Here is an 18,057-nt window from a genome sequence, read left to right on the forward strand (position 1 = left end):
CGCAGCCTCCTGAGCGCCTGGCCTTGGCCAGGAACCGAGACGCTAACATCCGGGCAGTTTAGCGCAATATGATTAAGCGTTCGAGGGGCGCGCGATCACTTCACCGGCAGCGCCGGAAGGGCAATCTTGTCGGTCTTGTCGCCCTTTGGACGCTCGGCCGGCAACTGCTCGCCGGTGACGATGTAGTAGATCGTCTCGGCAATGTTGGTGGCGTGGTCGCCGATGCGCTCGATGTTCTTGGCGCAAAACAGCAGATGCGTGCACGGCGTGATGTTGCGCGGATCTTCCATCATGTAGGTCAAAAGCTCGCGAAACAGCGAGGTGTACATGGCATCGATCTGGTCGTCGCGGTCGCGAACGAAGCCTATTTTCTCGACCGAGCGCGAGGCATAGACGTCGAGCACTTCCTTGAGCTGGGTCAAAGCGAGTTCGGCCAGCGCCTCGAGGCCGCGAAACAGGCTGGTCGGCTGGCGGCCATCAATGACGCTGACCACACGCTTGGCGACGTTCTTGGCGAGGTCACCGACCCGTTCGAGGTCGGCCGAAATGCGGATGGCGCCGACGATCTCGCGCAGATCCGTCGCCATGGGCTGGCGCTTGGCGATGATGACGATGGCTTTGTCGTCGATTTCGCGCTGGCCATCGTCAAGCACGATGTCGTCACGAATGACCTTCTGGGCGAGGCCGGGATCGGCATTGACCAGCGCCTGGATCGCCTGCTCGACCATGCGCTCGGCATGGCCGCCCATCGCAGCGATGCGCTTCGCCAGGTATTTCAGCTCTTCGTCATAGGCGCTGACAATGTGTACGGACTGCATGGGCGAAATGCCTTCCTTAAATCTTTGGCCTTTTGAGTCGTTTCCTCGACCCCTGTGCTGATACGCTAGCCGGATGACAGAAAGAAGAAACAGGCAGTTAGCAGATAGTACCGCCTCAGCCTGCCGGCAAATGGACCGTGAACGCCGCGCCCTTGCCAACCTCCGACTTGATCGAAAGCCGGGCGTTGTGGCGCGTCAGAATATGCTTGACGATGGACAGGCCAAGACCGGTGCCTTTCTGCGTGCGGCTGCTCTCCACGTCGACGCGATAGAAGCGCTCGGTAATGCGCGGTATGTGCTCTTCCGGGATGCCCGGGCCGTAGTCCCTGATGGTTACATCGATGCCCGGTTCCGGGCCGGCCTCGCCCCGCGCGATCGACACCGTGACGCGTCCGCCAGGCTGGCCGTATTTGCAGGCGTTTTCCAAGAGATTCTCGAACACCTGGAACAGCTCGTCGCGGTCTCCGGGCACGTCGAGCGGCCCCTCGGCGTAGTCGCGTTCGATGACGACGCCGTTCTCGCTGGCGAGCGGGCCTAGTGAATCGATGACGCTGTCGATGGTCTGGCGCAGATCGACCTCGGTTCCCGGCCTCAGGTAAGGCTTCATTTCAAGCCTCGACAGCGACAGGAGATCGTCGATGAGGCGCGCCATGCGGCCGGTCTGGTTCTGCATGATCTGCAGGAACTGCTCGCGCGCCGCCGGATCGTTGCGGGCCGGGCCGCGCAACGTCTCGACGAAGCCCGAGATTGAAGCAAGCGGGGTGCGCAGCTCGTGGCTGGCATTGGCTATGAAGTCAGCGCGCATGCGGTCGATGCGGCGCGTCTCACTCTGGTCCTTGAATACCAGCACATAGAGATCGGTGGCGTGGCCGACCGAGGACGCGCTGACCCGATAGGCCCGTTCCACCGGCAGCTTCTCGGTGTAGTCGACGGCATCGGAGGCGACGGTTCCCGACAGCACGCCGTCCAGCAAGGCCTGCATTTCCGGCGCGCGGAATTTTAGCGACAGCGACAGGCCGGGCGCGATACCGACAAAGGCGGCAAAGGCGGCGGCATTGGCGTGGACGATGGTGGCGGTGCGGTCGAAGATGATCAGCGGATCGGCAACGGCAGCCGCAAGATATTCGCCGGAAAGCCGCTGCAGCCCACTCGCCTCGATCGTGGCAATGGTCTCAGCGGACCGGCTGGCGCCACCGGTTGGCAGAAGCGCGGCGGCCAGCAGCACCGTCAACGCAGCCAGGACGACATAGGCGGAGGTACCGGCAAACCCATAAACGGCCATGATGGCGATCGCACCGGCGGCAAGCAGCCATCGGCTGTTCCACAGCCGGCCGGCGACGGCCTGCCCCGTGGTTGTCCGCTCTGCGCCGGTGTCAGCCATTCGTGCTTTCCGTGCTTCTGCGCCGGTCCCGCCGAAACTTCCGCTGGACCGGATTTGAGGCCCCCCATAGCATGAGTCCGCAAGCTGGAAAGGTTCGTCTCGATGAAAAAAGCCAAGGAAAGTCCCGCCGCAGAGCCGGCAAAGGGGCCGCTGAAGATCAAGGTGGACGGCAAGGAGCGGGAGTTCGACATCGAAAACCCCGAGCTTCCCAGCTGGATCGAGGACCACAAACTGACCGCAGGCGACTACCCCTACGACAAGAAAATGAAGAGCGAGGAGTATGACGAGACGCTGGAGCGGCTGCAGATCGAACTGGTCAAGGCGCAGGCCTGGCTGCAGGCGACCGGCAGCAGAGTGATGTCGCTGTTCGAGGGGCGCGATGCCGCCGGCAAGGGCGGCACCATCTCGGTGCTGCGCCAGTATCTCAATCCTCGAACCGCGCGCAATGTGGCGCTGACCAAGCCGACCCCGACCGAAGTCGGGCAATGGTACTACCAGCGCTACGTCGCCCATTTCCCGACATCGGGCGAATTCGTCACCTTCGACCGGTCCTGGTACAACCGCGGCGGCGTCGAGCCGGTGATGGGCTTCTGCACACCGGAACAGCATGCAAAATTCCTCGACGAGACGCCGCATTTCGAGCGGATGATCTTCAATGAGGGCATCTATTTCTTCAAATTCTGGCTCAACATCGGCCGCGAGACCCAGCTCGAACGGTTTCACGACCGCCGCTGGTCGCCGCTGAAGAACTGGAAGTTCTCGCCGATCGATATTGCCGGCATCACCAAATGGGACGACTACACCAAGGCGCGCGACCAGATGGTCGAGCGCACGCACAAACAGTTCGCGCCCTGGATCATCGTGCGGGCCAATGACAAGCGACGCTCGCGGCTGGCCGTCATGCGGCGCATCCTGTTGTCACTGCCCTATGATGGGCGCGATCTCGACGCCATCGGCAAGGAAGATAAGAAGATCGTCGGCGAAGGGCCGTCGTTTCTCGAGAAGTAGAGACTGGCCTCGTAGGCAGAGGCTGAAATTACAGAGCCCACCCCCACACGGAGGTGGGCTCTGTGGCCATTGTCTAAAGCGCATCGCATTTGAACGGATTCACGCGACGCGCTTTAGGTCTTTGTTTCATGCATGTCGTTCTCTCAAAACCGGGGCCACTTTGAGCGACATGCATTAAAGCGCGTCGGGTGAAGACAGTCTCACGACGCCTGCCGCATGCCGAGCATGTGGGGGGTGCCCCTGGCCAACACCGGGGCGTGATGGTTGCGGCGCGAGCGCACGACATCCAGCGTATGCTCGTTGAAGGTCAGCAGTGTGGCGACGACCTGCTGGTTGCCATAGGTGCGCTGGTAACCGAGCGGCGTCGCCAGGAAGTGCAACTGCAGCGTCCGCAGCACCCACACCGGCTCGACCTCGATAATGACCTGCTCGACATTGCGAGCAAGGCCCCATTCGACGAAGCCGGCGATCAGTTCGGTGCCGACCGTAGACACGCCGCGCTTGCCATCGCGAAAGCCTGGCGCCACCGCGTAACGGGTTAGCTCCCAGACATTCGGTCCCGAAGGGCGCTTTCCCTCGCAGAGTTCCGGCATCACATCGCTAAGGAGATGCGGCCGTGTGGTCGGCAGCATCCGATGATAGCCTGCAAGCTCGCCATTGCGGATGACAAGGTGGTGTTCGGCCTCATCATGGTCGAATTGATCGATTTCGAGGCCGTCCGGGCGATCGAGATCGGTCCACCGCATCTCATCGACGAAGACCTTGTAACGCAGGCGATGGACGGCCTCCCATAGGTCGGGACGTTCCATCAGTTGTTGAGTGGTAAGGGAAAATAGCATTAGCCGTCTCCTGGGCTTAAGAGGAAGATACGGCCGGGCTTTCCCGAAAAAATTGCGCGAAGGTGTTGGCAAGGATTTCCAGGCTGCCACAGCCGACATGGCTAATATAGCTGCGTCTAAACGCCTCCGCGATGGCGTGCGCCCTGTTGGCGACGCCGAGTCTGCTTTTGGCGTTAAGAAAGCATTAGCCGTCTCAAGAGTACGACAGGGGCCGGTCTTTTCTGAAGATATGACGCCAACAATGCGGCCATAAATTCGGGCCGCCAGAACCGGCCTAGCTGATATAGCCGTGCCTGACTGCTTCGGCGACTGCCTGCACACGGTTGGCGGCGCCTAGTTTGCTCTTGGCGTTGAGAAGGTGTTTCTCAGAGGTATGCTCCGAGATGCCGAGGATCTGCGAAATCTCCCACTCGGATTTTCCGACCGCCGCCCATTGCAGGCATTCGCGCTCGCGCGGCGTCAATTCAATGTGATCGATAGATTTGCCGGCCGTCGTTTGAAGCTGCATGGCGCGGCCGATGGCATAGGTGGAGGCCAGCGAGACCATTGCGAATTCGGCTTCGGACAGTTCGACCGCCTCACCGCCCAGCGAGACCAGCGCGATCTGGCCTTCGAGCGTGATCAGCGGGAAGGCGAGGCCGTCACGCAGCTTGAACTGGCGGGCGTCGCGCATTACCTCGGCGCTGCTCTTGTCGGCGGGCATGCTTTGAACGGCATCGCGCCATTGGAATGGCGCCCGAAACTGCTTCAAATGGCTGACGACCGGATCGTGGTCGACGTAGTTGCGCGATAAGTAACGCTCCAGCCATTCGCTAGGCCAATCGCAGAGCAGCACATGGTCCTTCGTCTGGCTGCTTGGTGTACCGGGCTGCGGCACCGTTGCGGCTATCAGGGCCGTCAATCCGAAATTCGAGGTGACACTAAGTAGCTGCTCGCACACCGCAGCCGACGTGTCGGCACGCTGCACCCGGTCAATATATTCAAGTGTCCGGTCAAAATAACCCATCGCAACATCTACCCCATGTTGCCTACCGCTCTTGAGACCGATGCTACGTGCCTGCCCCGCACTTAGCCATCAACCCCGGATTGCAAAGCCACATCCTTAGCTTTTCTAACGCCAGCGACCGCCAACCCCAGGCCGACTCTGTGCGGCTATTTGCAACCTCGCCAAAGCATAACCCGAAATTTGCCCTTTGAAATCAAAAACAATTGTGCCTGCGCCGTTTTCGTATCACAAGCCAACGGCCAAGACGGGCGGAGTTTTTTGTGACATCACGCTGGATAACCATCGCCTTGCTGTCGATGCTGATCGGAGTGCAGCCGTTTGCCGGCGCTGTGCGGGCAGCGGAACCGCAGGTGCCGGTGCTTTGGGATGCCAAGGAGCGGCTGCCGAAGCCGGACCTTTCGGCGCTGCCGAGGCTCAGGTTCCTCACCACAACCGATTTCCCGCCCTTCAATTTTCTCGACGGCACGGGCCGACTGTCCGGCTTCCACATCGACCTGGCGCGGGCGGTTTGCGCCGAACTCGACATCGCCGACAAATGCCAGATCCAGGCGCTGCCCTGGGCCGAACTCGACGACGCGTTGCAGAAGGGCGAAGGCGAGGCGATCATCGCCGGCATCGCCGCCACGCCGGAGACGCGGGCGAAGTACAGCTTTTCGCGCTCCTATCTACAGTTTCCGGCGCGCTTCATCATGCCGAAGACCAAGGCCTTCGCCGAGCCGATCCTCGACAAATTGCGCTCGAAGCGGGTCGGCGTGCTGGCCGGCTCGGCGCATGAAAAGATGCTGCGCGATTATTTCGGCACCGTGCAGATCATCCGCTTCGACCGGCCGGAAGACCTCTACAGCGACTTGAAGAGCGCCAAGATCGATGCCGCCTTCGGCGACGGCATGCGCTTTTCCTTCTGGCTGGGCGGCACGGACGCCGCCGGTTGCTGCCGCTTCGCCGGTGGACCCTACCTGGCGCCGGAATATCTGGGGTCCGGCATGACCATTGCCACCCGGGCCAGCGACCCAGCGCTGGCCGCAGCCATGGACTACGCGCTGCAGGAGATATCGGTGAAAGGCACCTTCGCCGAATTCTACCTGCGCTATTTCCCGGTCAGTTTCTTCTGATCCGGTTCTCGGTCCAGCTTTTTCTGATCCGGCCCCGGTCAGCTTCCTCTACGGGCTGGATCAGGTCAGCGTGCGCAGGCGGGCCTTCGCCCCGCGCGCGATGGCCGCGGCGGTCAGCGTGTCGAGATCGAGCTCACGCCGGATCAACTGCAGCACCCGCAATTCCTCCATGCGCATTTCGAGATCGACGGCGGCAACTTCGAAGGCGACGGCATAAGCGGTGTCGTGCAGCCGTTCGGGCAAAGTCTCGGCGACACGCTCGAGCACGCCTTCCAATCCATCCTTTTCATGCAGCATCTTCTGGCAGTCCTGCGCAATGGCGATCAGCCTGTCCTGCTTGAAATCCTCGAACACCGGCCAGCTGCGGACGACGTCGCCGATGCGCGCCAGTTCGATATCGGTCATGTCGCGATCGGAAGCCGAGGTGATGACCATCAGGTAGATCAGGGCTTCATGGGTGGACGGCAACGGCATTCAAAACTCCTTGATAGTGATGGTAGGGACGCTACGGCGCCGTCGCAACGAAAACGCCTGATATCGTTGACGCTCCGCCCTGTCGCGCCTAGAGACCCGGTTGAAAAATCTTACCAGCCGCGAAAGCCGGCCATGACTGGAACTTTGACATGACGGGATCAAACATCGCCGATCTCAACCCCGAAATGCTTGCGGCAGCCGCCGAAAGCAAGGCCTGGCCGTTCGAGGAAGCCAAAAAGATTATCGAGCGCTACAAAGGCGCCGACTTTCCCGAGACCGTCCTGTTCGAGACCGGCTACGGTCCGTCGGGTCTGCCGCATATCGGCACGTTCGGCGAGGTCGCGCGCACCTCGATGGTGCGCCATGCCTTTCACGTGCTGACCGGGAACAAGGTCAAGACCAAGCTGCTCTGCTTCTCCGACGACATGGACGGCATGCGCAAGATCCCCGACAATGTGCCGGATCGCGCAGCCCTCGAGCCTTATCTTCATATGCCGCTTTCGTCGGTGCCCAATCCGTTCGGCGGCGACTATGCGAGCTTTGCCGACCACAACAACGCGATGCTGTGCCGCTTCCTCGACACGTTCGGCTTCGACTACGAATTCGCCAGCGCCACGCAGTACTACAAGGCCGGCCGCTTCGATGCGATGCTGGTGTGCGCCGCCGAGCGCTACGAGCAGATCATGGCGGTGATGCTGCCGACGCTGGGGCCGGAGCGGCAGGCAACCTACAGCCCGTTCCTGCCGATCTCGCCGAAGAGCGGGCGCGTGCTCTACGTGCCGATGAAGCATGTCGACGCCAAGGCCGGCACCATCACCTTCGACGATGAGGGCACCGAGACCACACTTTCGGTGACCGGCGGGAAGGTCAAGCTGCAGTGGAAGCCGGATTTCGGCATGCGCTGGGCAGCGCTCGACGTCGATTTCGAAATGTTCGGCAAGGACCACCAGACGAACGCGGTGATCTACGACCGCATCTGCAACATTCTCGGCGGGCGCGCGCCCGAGCATTTCGTCTACGAACTGTTCCTGGACGAGAACGGCCAGAAGATCTCGAAGTCGAAGGGCAACGGGCTGACCATCGACGAATGGCTGCGCTACGCGCCGACCGAAAGCCTCGGCCTCTATATGTATCAGCGGCCAAGGCAGGCGAAAAAGCTCTATTTCGACGTCATCCCACGCGCCGTCGACGAGTACTACACCTTCCTCAACGCCTATCCGCGCCAGGACTGGAAGGAGCGGCTGGGCAATCCGGTCTGGCACATGCATGACGGCAAGCCGCCTTTCATCGACATGCCGGTGCCGTTCTCGCTGCTGCTCAACCTGGTCAGCGCCTCCAACGCGCAAAACAAGGATGTGCTGTGGGGCTTCATCTCGCGCCATGCATCTGGCGTGACGCCGGCGACGCATCCCGAACTCGACCAGCTGGTCGGTTTCGCCATCCGCTACTTCGACGATTTCGTGAAGCCGACGAAGACCTTCCGGCCGGCCGACGATGTCGAACGCGTGGCGCTGGAAGCGCTTGGCAACGCGCTTGCTGGCCTGCCGGCCGGCGCCGACGGCGAAGCGATCCAGAACGCTTCGCTCAACGTGGCGCGCAAGATCGAACGCTATCAGGACCATTCGAAGAAGAGCCCGGACGGCGGCCCTGGTGTCTCGGGCGCTTTCTTCCAGATGATCTACCAGGTGCTGATCGGCCAGGAACGCGGACCGCGCTTCGGTTCGTTCGCAGCCCTCTACGGCATCGCCGAAACCCGCGCGCTCATTGAGCGGGCGCTGGCTGGTCAGCTGGCGGCGTAATTTCCGTCCCGGCCGGCGGCGTGTCTATCGCCGGGGCATCGAGGATCGGTTGCGACGCCGTCGGTGCCGCAACAGGCGTTGGCGCCGGTGGCAGGCCGCCAAGATCGGGCGCGGCGCCGAAGACGCCCTTCTTGGCGGCGCGCGCCTTGTCGCCCGCTTCGACATAGGGGCCGCCTGCCGTGGCGCGCGCCCAGCCGTTTTCGACCAGCCACTGGCCGACATCCAGCTTGCCGATGCGGCATTCGGCGGCGATCAGCGCACGGTCGGCCTCCGGCGGCACCTTGCAGGCAACGGCCCGGCCGCGCAGGAAAGACCGGAACGCGGTGCGCGCCCTGATACCGCAAGCCCAGGACTTGCCGCCCTCGGTGCAGGTCTCGTCTTGCCTGACGATGTCGATGCCGGAGACCGTCACGGAATAACCATTGGCTTCGATCAGGCCGGCGGCGGCCGCGACCGGCTGGAACAGTTTTGTTCCTCCCCAGTCGTCGACCGCTCTGCGCCCACGCGGCTTGGGCGGTCCGGCCAGCGCCAGGTCGCTCAGCGGCTCGCGTGGCTCAACCCGTTCAAGTTCTTCTACCGGCAGCGGCGGCGGTGCGATGGCCTCGGGATCGATCGCCCTCGAATGCACCTGAGGCGAGTGCATCGGAGGCTTGACGGGTTGGACCTCGGGGATCGCCGACGTCGCCGGCTCCTCGGGCACGGCCTCGGTGTCCGGGTCGATCTGGTCGACGGTGATGGCGGTGCTTTCGTGATGCAGCGCGCGACCGCCGGCGACGACAATGGCGACCATCACCGGGACCGCCATGAGGGCTATGAGTATTTGAAGCAGACGCACCGCGAGACCTACTGGCTTGCCCAGACGATCCGCGCCACCCATTCGACATCGCGCATCGCGATGTCGCGGTCCGGGTGGTCGGGGTTGAGCGAAATCAGCACGATCGATTTCGTCGTCTGGCGGTCGAGCACCTTGGCCATGACTTCGCCGGCATTGGTCTTGACGACGACGCGGTCGCCCTTGCGGGTAGCGGCGCCCGGCTCGACGATCAGCACATCGCCATTGCGGTACAGCGGCAGCATGGAATCGCCCTGCACCTTCAACGCATAGGAGGTTTCGGTCGCCCGTGCCGGAAGCTCGACAAGGTCCCAGCCCTGCCCTGAGGGATAGCCGGCATCATCGAAGAAGCCGCCGGCGCCGGCCTGGGCAAAGCCGAGCAGCGGCACCGCCGAACGCTGCGCGGCTACCGAGCCCGAAGCGGCCTTGGCACGGCCTTCGACCAGCCCGGTGAATTCGTCGAGCGAGGCGCCGGTCGCCTCGATGATCTTCGCCAGCGATTCGGTCGACGGCCAGCGCGGCCGTCCATCCGAGGACAGCCGCTTCGATTTGTTGAAAGCGGTGGAGTCCAGACCGGCTCGCCGGGCCAGGCCGGAGGCCGACAACGAATAGCGCTCGGCGAGAGCGTCGATGGCTGCCCAAACTCGGTCATGCGAGAGCAATTCGCTCTCCTCAAAACAGGAAAAAATACCTTTTCCTTCTAACGCGCGGTCATCCGATTGTCCACCGGCGCGCGGCCCGATCCCCTAAAAAGCTGTGTGCGGCGAAGTCGTCATGGATGCCTCAAACTGCCTTGGCAAGGCTGCGCAATCCCTGGTCGGAGCTCATGAAAACCCGCTCGGCCTCGGTCGGCGGTCGCGGTTGAACGGAGCGGGCAAGCGTACTGTTGGACGCGCCAAGGACGCTGTAGCATTTTGATTTGGCGCATGACCCCGAAAATCGATTCCGATTTTCGGGGTCATGCGCGAGGTCGGCGAGCATCATGTAGCGGGCGTTGTTGAGATGGAGGTTGAAGTCGATGTCGGCAGGCAGCGAAAAGCCAGCCGACTTTCGCTGCCGACCGCGTAAGGGTCACGGCGCGCCTTGCCGTGGCCATGCGCGCAAGGCGCCCTCAGACGTACATGGGGCGCTAGCTCAAGCGGCCTTCTGCACTTCGCCTTTCGCATAGGGATCGAAGCGCTGGTAGAAGGTCTCGCCCTTCTCCGCCAGGTCGAGTAGCAGCTTGGGCGCCTTGAACTCGGCGCCGTATTTCTTCTGCAGGCCCTTGGCTATTCTGACGAACTCCCCGGCGCCGATGCCGTCGATATAGGACAGCGCGCCGCCGGTGAATGGCGCGAAACCGAAGGCGAGGATCGAGCCGACATCGGCCTCGCGCGGATCGGTGACGATGCCCTCTTCCATCACCCGGGCCGCTTCCAGCGCAATGGTTACCAGCAGGCGCTGCTGCAGTTCCTCATAGTCGACCTTCTCGGCCTCCAGCTGCGGATAGAGATCCTTCAGGCCCGGCCACAGCTTCTTCCTGGCGGGCTTGGCGGGATAGTCGTAAAAACCCTTGCCGTTTTTGCGGCCGAAGCGGCGATGGGTGTCGACCAGCGTGTTGATCAACGCCATCTGCCTGGGGTCGACAGACTTGTCTCCGAGGTCCCTGATGGTCTGCTTCATGATCTTCTGGGCAAGCTCGATCGCCGTCTCGTCGGTCAGCGCCAGCGGGCCGACCGGCATGCCGGCGGCCTTGGCGGCGTTCTCGATCATCGGCGCCGGAACGCCTTCGATCAGCATCTTGTAGGCTTCCGACATGTAGCGCAGCACGCAGCGGTTGACGTAGAAGCCGCGCGTGTCGTTGACGACGATCGGCGTCTTCTTGATGGCGCGCACGAAATCGATCGCGGTGGCCAGCGCCTTGTCGCCGGTCTTCTTGCCCAGGATGATCTCGACCAGCATCATCTTGTCGACCGGCGAGAAGAAGTGGATGCCGACGAAATTCTTCGGCCGCGCCGAATTCTTGGACAGCGCGGTGATCGGGATGGTCGAGGTGTTTGAGGCGAAGACCGCTGACGATTTCAACACGGCTTCGGCCTGTTCGGTGGCAGCCTTCTTGACGGCCGAATCCTCGAACACCGCCTCGACCACCAGATCGCAGCCGGCGAGATCGGCATAGTCGGCCGTCGGCGTGATCAGCGACAGAAGTCTGTCCTTCTCCTCGGGCTTGGCGCGGCCCTTCTTGACCTGATCGGAGATCAGGCTGTCGGAATGCGCCTTGCCCTTTTCGGCCGACGCCATGTCGCGGTCGAGCAGGACGACCGGGATGCCGGCCTTGGCGGTGACAAAGGCGATGCCGGCACCCATGAAGCCGGCGCCGAGAATACCGATCTTCTTGAACTTGGTCTCCGGCACGCCGGCCGGGCGGCGGGCGCCCTTGTTGAGCTCCTGCAGCGACACGAACAGCGAGCGGATCATCGCTGCTGCTTCCTTCGACTGCATGATTTCGGTGAAATAGCGCTGTTCGATCCGCAGACCGGTGTCGAACGGCACTAGCAGGCCCTCATAGACGCATTTCAGGATGGCCGCGGCGGCCGGATAATTGCCGTAGGTCTCGCGGCGCAGGATGGCGATGGCCGGCGGCCACAGATTGAAGCCGGCCGGCGTATAGATTTGGCCGCCAGGCAGCTTGAAGCCCTTCTCGTCCCAGGGCTGGACGGCTTTCAGGCCGTTCCTGATCATCGCCTTGGCGGTCTCGATCAGCTTGCCGGGTTCGGCGATCTCGTGGATCAGCCCCATCGCCTTGGCTTTCTGCGGCGACAGCGTCTGGCCGGTGGTCAGCATCTGCAACGCCTGCTGCTGGTCGGTCAGGCGCGGCACGCGTTGGGTGCCACCGGCGCCGGGGAAGATGCCGACCTTGACTTCCGGCAAGGCCATCTTGACCTTTTCGGAGTCAGCGGCAACGCGGCCATGACAGGCCAGCGACAGCTCGAACGCGCCGCCCATGCAGGTACCGTTGATCGCCGAGACCCAAGGTTTGCCCGACGTTTCGAGCTTGCGCCACAAGCCACCCATGCGGCCGGCATTGTCGAACAAAAGCTGTGCCGCCTTCTCCGGGTCCTTGGTCTTCTCCTTGGCAAATACGGCCAGCATCTTCTGCAGCATGGTCAGGTCGGCGCCGCCGGAGAAGCTGTCCTTTCCCGAGGTGATCACCGCGCCCTTGATGGCGGCGTCGGCCACCACCTGGTCGATGATCTTGTCGAGCTCGTTCATCACCTCTTCGGTGAAGACGTTCATCGAGCGGTCCGGCATGTTCCAGGTGACCATCGCGATGCCGTCTGCGTCCGTGTCGACCGTGAAGTTTGTATAATTCATGTCTCTCTCCTTCCGGCCGAAAATCAGACGCGTTCGATAATCGTTGCGGTGCCCATGCCGGCGCCGATGCAGAGCGTCACCAGAGCGGTGTTCAAATCGCGGCGCTCGAGCTCGTCCAGCACCGTGCCCAGGATCATCGCGCCGGTGGCACCGAGCGGATGGCCCATGGCGATGGCGCCGCCATTGACGTTGATCTTGTCGTGCGGGATTTCGAATGCCTGCATGTAGCGCAGCACCACCGAGGCGAAGGCCTCGTTAAGCTCGAACAGGTCGATATCCGACAGCTTCATCTTGGCGCGCTTCAGAAGCTTCTCGGTGACGTCGACCGGACCGGTAAGCATCAGCACCGGCTCGGAGCCGATGTTGGCAAAGGCGCGGATGCGGGCGCGTGGCTTCAGGCCCATCGTCTTGCCGGCCTTCTTCGAGCCGAGCAGTACGGCGGCCGCGCCATCGACGATGCCCGACGAATTGCCGGCATGGTGGACGTGGTTGACCTCTTCCACCTCAGGGTGCTTCTGCACGGCGACCGCGTCGAAGCCGCCCATTTCACCAGGCATGACGAAGGACGGGTTGAGCGAGGCCAGCGACTGCATGTCGGTCGACGGCCGCATATGCTCGTCATGATCGAGGATGGTGAGGCCGTTCTGGTCCTTGATCGGTATGACGGAGTTCTTGAAACGGCCATCGGCCCAGGCCTTGCCCGCACGCTTCTGGCTCTCGACCGCATAGGCATCGACGTCGTCGCGCGAAAAACCGTATTTGGTGGCGATCAGGTCGGCCGAAATGCCTTGCGGCACGAACCAGCCGGGCAGGCCGACGGACGGGTCCATGAACCACGCGCCGCCCGAGGCGCCCATGCCGACGCGCGACATCGATTCCACGCCGCCTGCAATGACGATCTCGTCGGCGCCTTGAGCGATCTTGGCGGCGCCGAAATTGATGGCGTCGAGGCCTGAGGCGCAGAAGCGCGAGATCTGCATGCCCGGCGCCTTGTTATCGTAGCCGGCCTCGAAGGCGGCGGCACGCGGAATGACGGAGCCGGCTTCGCCAACCGGATCGACGCAGCCGAAGATGATGTCGTCGACGTTTGCAGTGTCGAGGCCGTTGCGGTCGCGCAACGCTTCAAGCGTCCTGGCCGCAAGCCGCACCGCCGGCACCTCGTGCAGCGAGCCATCCTTCTTGCCCTTGCCGCGCGGTGTGCGCACGGCGTCATAGACATAAGCTTCAGCCATTTGCTTGCTCCTTGCTTTGCCGACGTCGCTCTCAGAGAGAGCGGCCGATCAGCAATTTCATGATCTCGTTGGTGCCGCCGTAGATGCGCTGGACGCGGGCGTCGCGGAACATGCGGGCGATCGGATATTCATTCATGTAGCCATAGCCGCCATGCAATTGAAGGCATTCGTCGACGACTTTTCCCTGCAGGTCCGAGAGCCAGTATTTCGCCATCGACGCCGTCACCGGATCCAGCCCGCCATTGATGTGGCGGGTGACGCAATCATTGTAGAAGACGCGGCCGATGGTGGCCTCGGTCTTCAGTTCGGCGAGCTTGAACTGGGTGTTCTGGAACTCGATGATCGCTTTGCCGAAGGCCTTGCGATCCTTGACGTAGTCGATGGTCAGCGCCAGGGCGCGTTCGATCATGGCGATCGCGCCGGTGCCGATCTGCAGGCGCTCCTGCGGCAATTGCTGCATCAGCTGGATGAAGCCCTGTCCCTCTTCGTGGCCAAGCAGGTTCGAGGTCGGCACGCGCAGATCATTGAAGAACAGCTCCGACGTGTCGTTGGCCTTCAGGCCGATCTTGTCGAGGTTGCGGCCGCGTTCGAAGCCTTCAGCCTCGTCGGCCTCGACGACGATCAGCGAGGTGCCCTTGGCGCCTTTGGCCGGATCGGTCTTGGTGACGACGATGATGAAATTGGCCAGTTGGCCATTGGTGATGAAGGTTTTCGAACCGTTGATCTTGTACTGGTTGCCGTCCTTCTCGGCGCGCGTCTTGACGCCTTGCAGGTCGGAGCCGGCGCCCGGCTCGGTCATGGCGATGGCGCCGATCAGTTCGCCGGTCGCCAGTTTCGGCAGCCATTTCTTCTTCTGCTCTTCCGAGCCGTAGTGAAGGATGTAAGGAGCAACGATCGCGTTGTGGAGACCGATGCCGAAACCGTCGACGCCGACATGGCCGATCGCCTCGATGATGGCGCTCTCATGCGCGAAGGTGCCGCCGGAGCCGCCATATTCCTCCGGCATAGAGGCGCAGAGCAGGCCGGCGGCACCCGCCTTGCGCCAGCTCTCGCGGTCGACCATCTCGTTCTTCTCGAACTCGTCGTAACGCGGCGCGATCTCTTCCGACATGAAGCGGTGCGCCATGTCGTAGAGCATGCCGACCTCGTCCGCCGCCCAGGCGGGCTTCGGCAAGGAGAGCACTTCGGCTGGATTTGTCATGCCGTTTCTCCCGCGCCAACGTCCCCCTCCCCCTCGAGGGGAGGGTGGCCGCGAAGCGGTCGGGTGGGGTCGCCGATGACGTGCTCGACCTTATCTTCGGAATTGACGCGGGTTTGGGCCATTGCGATCATCTCCTACCAAAGCGCCAACCAGCCGGCGCACTGCACGCAAGGACCCCTCCCGGCCCTTCGGGCCACCCTCCCCTCAAGGGGGAGGGGGACGCCAGCCATTTCTAGAACGCTTCCGCAGGCAGCGCCATTAGCGTGTCCGCACCACTGGAAATGCGGGCGAGATGTGCCGATGTCTCGGGCATGATCCGCTCCATGAAGAAGCGCGCCGTCACCACCTTGTTGTCGTAGAAAGCCCCATTTTCGTGGACAGATTGGGAGCCATTGGCGCCGGTCTTGCCGAGCGCGGCCTTGGCCATCTGCGCCCACATGTAGCCCAGCGCCACCAGGCCGAAGAGATGCATGTAATCGGTCGAGGCCGCACCGGCATTGTCGGGCTTGGCCATGCCGTTCTGCACCAGCCACATCGTCGCCTCCTGCAGATCGTTGAGGCCTTTCTTCAGCGCCTTGGTGAACGGCGCCAGCTTCTCGTCGGCGCGGTTCTCCTCGCAGAACTCGCCGACGTCCTTGAAGAAGGCCTGCACGGCGCGGCCGCCATTCAGACCAAGCTTGCGGCCGACGAGGTCGAGCGCCTGGATGCCGTTGGCGCCTTCATAGATCATGGCAATGCGGGCATCGCGCACGAACTGGCTCATCCCGTGTTCTTCGATGTAGCCGTGGCCGCCGAACACCTGCTGCGCCATGACGGCATGGTCGAAGCCCTTGTCGGTGAGCACGCCCTTGATCACCGGCGTCAGCAGGCCTGTATAGTCGTCGGCCGCCTGGCGATCCTTGTCGTCGGCGGAGCGGTGCGCGATGTCGGACTTGATCGCCGTCCACAGCGCCAGCGCGCGGCCGGCCTCGTTGAAGGCCTTCATGGTCATCAGCGAGCGGCGGATGTCGGGATGAACGATGATCGGATCGGCTTGTCTGTCCGGCGCCTTGGCGCCCGACAGCGAGCGGCCCTGCAGCCGGTCCTTGGCGTAGGAGACCGCGTTCTGGTAGGCGATCTCGGACAGCGACAGGCCCTGCAGGCCGACGCCGAGGCGGGCTTCGTTCATCATCGTGAACATCGCCTTCAGGCCGCCATTGGCCTCACCGAGCAGCGTGCCTTCGGCCTCGTCATAATTCATGACGCAAGTCGAATTGCCGTGGATGCCCATCTTCTCCTCGATCGAACCGCAGGAGAGCGTGTTCTTCTCGCCCGGATTGCCCGAGGCATCGAGCTTCAGCTTTGGCACGATGAACAGCGAGATGCCCTTCACGCCTGCCGGCGCACCTTCGATGCGGGCCAACACGAGATGGACGATGTTTTCCGACATGTCGTGCTCGCCGGCCGAGATGAAGATCTTCTGGCCTGAAATCTTGTAGGTGCTGTTGCCGTTCGGCACCGCCTTGGTGCGCAGCAGGCCGAGATCGGTGCCGCAATGCGGCTCGGTCAGGTTCATGGTGCCGGTCCAGGACCCCTCGACCAGCTTCGGAAGCCATGTCGCCTTCTGCTCGTCGGTGCCGTGGGTGATGATCGCCGCGATCGCGCCTTGCGTCAGGCCGGGATACATCATCAGCGCCATGTTGGCCGAAACCATGTATTCGGCAACCGCGGTGTGCACGGCATAGGGCAGCCCCTGGCCGCCGAACTCGACGGGCGCCGCCAGTCCCATCCAGCCGCCTTCCCGATACTGGTCGTAGGCTTCCTTGAAGCCCTTCGGCGTCGTCACCGAGCCGTCCTCATGGCGCACGCAGCCTTCCATGTCACCGACGCGGTTCAGAGGATGCATGACGTTTTCGGCGAGCTTGGCGCCTTCGGCGAGGATCGCCTCGACAACGTCGGGCGTCGCGTCGGCAAATCCGGAAAGGTTGGAGTAGCGCTGATAACCCAGCACCTCGTTGAGCACGAACAGCGTGTCCTGGACCGGCGCCCTGTAGATCGGCATGTGTTTCCTCCACCATGCGGGTCTTGGCCGCGAGATCGAGCCCCGAAACATGAGGTTGGGGCGGCATGCGGGCCAATGTTGAAAGCGGGATAGCAAAAATTGACGTTTGCGTAAACGTCAATTTTGTCGCCGGGACAAAATTTACCTATGCCAGCCTATCGGCACGAGCGGTGCATGGCTTTGTGCAAAGCGAGGGGGGTCAAACAAAAAGAGCCGCGCGGGCGGCCGCGCGGCTCTTAAGTTCAAAGCTTTCGCCGGGAGCTGCGGAGCAAAATCAGCTGGCGGCGCTGGCCGGGGCCGAACGCTCGGACAGCATCTGGCGCACGGCCGACATCGAGCCGCTCAGCTCGTTGATGGCGTCGTCGATCAGCGCGCGCTGCTTCTGCAGGCGGGCTAGCTGCTTCTCCGACTTGTCGAGAGCCAGCCGCAATTGCTTGGTGTTGGATCCCGTGGGATCGTAGAGATCCATCATCTGCTTGACGTCGCGCAGCGAGAACCCGACCTTGCGGCCGAGGAGGATCAGCTTCAGCCGCGCCTTGTCGCGGCGCGTGTAGAGGCGCGTTGCCCCATCGCGTTTCGGATTGAGCAGGCCCTTGTCTTCATAGAAACGCAGCGTGCGCAGCGTCACGCCGTATTTCTTGGCCATCTCGCCGATGCGCACGAGCTCCTCACCGGCTTCGGCAGACATATTGTTGGTGTTGGCCGCGGCTTCGCCGGGCGAAACAAGTTTCATAGTCACTGGCTTTCCCCTGTCGTGGCATCGCGGTCTCGGACCTTGCAACGCCTGAGTGGAAGCGGGGGCATGCTTCCAGTCGTGGTTTCAACTAATTCATGGCAAAAGGCACGAACGGCGCCCCTCTTACGTTTACGTCAATTCTATAACGATAGCCGTCGCATGACGCAAGGGCGTTCTGGGATTGCGAAACCTTATGCCGCACCCCCGGCGCCGGGTCCGAACGG

15 protein-coding genes are annotated in these 18,057 nt (G+C 62.6%); 3 read left to right on the top strand and 12 right to left on the bottom strand.

The window, feature by feature from the left end:
* Positions 1–95: 95 nt before the first annotated feature.
* Both phoU and X733_RS151345 read right to left on the bottom strand, forming a co-directional pair.
* Entirely contained in the window at positions 96–818 is a 723-nt protein-coding gene (phoU, locus tag X733_RS151350) for a phosphate signaling complex protein PhoU (RefSeq protein ID WP_023681951.1), read from the bottom strand.
* A 115-nt stretch (positions 819–933) separates the two neighbouring features.
* Positions 934–2,199, bottom strand: coding sequence for an ATP-binding protein (locus X733_RS151345; RefSeq protein WP_023818786.1), 1,266 nt, complete (start codon positions 2,197–2,199; stop codon positions 934–936).
* Positions 2,200–2,301: 102 nt separating this feature from the next.
* Here X733_RS151345 and ppk2 point away from each other — a divergent pair, with 102 nt between their 5' ends.
* Positions 2,302–3,207, top strand: coding sequence for a polyphosphate kinase 2 (gene ppk2, locus X733_RS151340; protein ID WP_023818787.1), 906 nt, complete (start codon positions 2,302–2,304; stop codon positions 3,205–3,207).
* Between the two features lie 200 nt (positions 3,208–3,407).
* Here ppk2 and X733_RS151335 read toward each other — a convergent pair whose 3' ends face one another.
* Together X733_RS151335 and X733_RS151330 are read right to left on the bottom strand one after the other, a co-directional pair.
* Positions 3,408–4,046 carry a GNAT family N-acetyltransferase gene (locus X733_RS151335; RefSeq protein WP_023818788.1) on the bottom strand — a complete coding sequence of 213 codons (639 nt, stop codon included), beginning with the start codon at positions 4,044–4,046 and terminating at the stop codon, positions 3,408–3,410.
* Positions 4,047–4,320: 274 nt separating this feature from the next.
* Positions 4,321–5,052, bottom strand: a complete 732-nt coding sequence (locus X733_RS151330) for a LuxR family transcriptional regulator (RefSeq protein WP_023669621.1) — start codon at positions 5,050–5,052, stop codon at positions 4,321–4,323.
* Positions 5,053–5,312: 260 nt separating this feature from the next.
* Here X733_RS151330 and X733_RS151325 point away from each other — a divergent pair, with 260 nt between their 5' ends.
* On the top strand, positions 5,313–6,164 hold the full coding sequence (locus X733_RS151325) for a transporter substrate-binding domain-containing protein (protein WP_032911142.1): 852 nt from the start codon (positions 5,313–5,315) through the stop codon (positions 6,162–6,164).
* A 60-nt stretch (positions 6,165–6,224) separates the two neighbouring features.
* Here X733_RS151325 and X733_RS151320 read toward each other — a convergent pair whose 3' ends face one another.
* The gene (locus X733_RS151320) at positions 6,225–6,638 is read right to left on the bottom strand and encodes a tellurite resistance TerB family protein (protein ID WP_023818790.1); all 414 of its coding nucleotides are present in this window, start codon (positions 6,636–6,638) and stop codon (positions 6,225–6,227) included.
* 149 nt (positions 6,639–6,787) lie between these two features.
* Here X733_RS151320 and X733_RS151315 point away from each other — a divergent pair, with 149 nt between their 5' ends.
* A complete protein-coding gene (locus X733_RS151315) occupies positions 6,788–8,437 on the top strand; it encodes a lysine--tRNA ligase (RefSeq protein ID WP_023818791.1) in 1,650 nt (549 codons plus the stop codon).
* On the opposite strand, the gene X733_RS151310 is transcribed toward X733_RS151315, so the two are convergent.
* From X733_RS151310 to X733_RS151280, 7 genes are all read right to left on the bottom strand, one after another.
* Positions 8,400–9,272 carry a thermonuclease family protein gene (locus tag X733_RS151310; protein WP_023818792.1) on the bottom strand — a complete coding sequence of 291 codons (873 nt, stop codon included), beginning with the start codon at positions 9,270–9,272 and terminating at the stop codon, positions 8,400–8,402. The genes X733_RS151315 and X733_RS151310 overlap by 38 nt on opposite strands.
* Positions 9,273–9,280: 8 nt before the next feature.
* A complete protein-coding gene (locus X733_RS151305) occupies positions 9,281–9,931 on the bottom strand; it encodes a helix-turn-helix transcriptional regulator (protein ID WP_023681959.1) in 651 nt (216 codons plus the stop codon).
* A gap of 472 nt (positions 9,932–10,403) precedes the next feature.
* Positions 10,404–12,623 (bottom strand): 3-hydroxyacyl-CoA dehydrogenase NAD-binding domain-containing protein, encoded by a 2,220-nt coding sequence (locus X733_RS151300; RefSeq protein WP_023818793.1) that lies wholly within the window; start codon positions 12,621–12,623, stop codon positions 10,404–10,406.
* A gap of 23 nt (positions 12,624–12,646) precedes the next feature.
* Positions 12,647–13,855: an acetyl-CoA C-acetyltransferase gene (locus X733_RS151295; protein ID WP_023669613.1), complete on the bottom strand. Its 1,209-nt coding sequence runs from the start codon at positions 13,853–13,855 to the stop codon at positions 12,647–12,649.
* A 31-nt stretch (positions 13,856–13,886) separates the two neighbouring features.
* Positions 13,887–15,056, bottom strand: a complete 1,170-nt coding sequence (locus X733_RS151290) for an acyl-CoA dehydrogenase family protein (RefSeq protein ID WP_023696702.1) — start codon at positions 15,054–15,056, stop codon at positions 13,887–13,889.
* Positions 15,057–15,288: 232 nt separating this feature from the next.
* Positions 15,289–17,097 (bottom strand): acyl-CoA dehydrogenase, encoded by a 1,809-nt coding sequence (locus tag X733_RS151285; RefSeq protein ID WP_023818795.1) that lies wholly within the window; start codon positions 17,095–17,097, stop codon positions 15,289–15,291.
* A 274-nt stretch (positions 17,098–17,371) separates the two neighbouring features.
* A complete protein-coding gene (locus X733_RS151280; RefSeq protein ID WP_023755140.1) occupies positions 17,372–17,830 on the bottom strand; it encodes a MerR family DNA-binding transcriptional regulator in 459 nt (152 codons plus the stop codon).
* Between the last annotated feature and the right edge of the window lie 227 nt (positions 17,831–18,057).

It is taken from the genome of Mesorhizobium sp. L2C066B000 (assembly GCF_000502335.1).
In the GTDB taxonomy this organism is placed as follows: domain Bacteria; phylum Pseudomonadota; class Alphaproteobacteria; order Rhizobiales; family Rhizobiaceae; genus Mesorhizobium.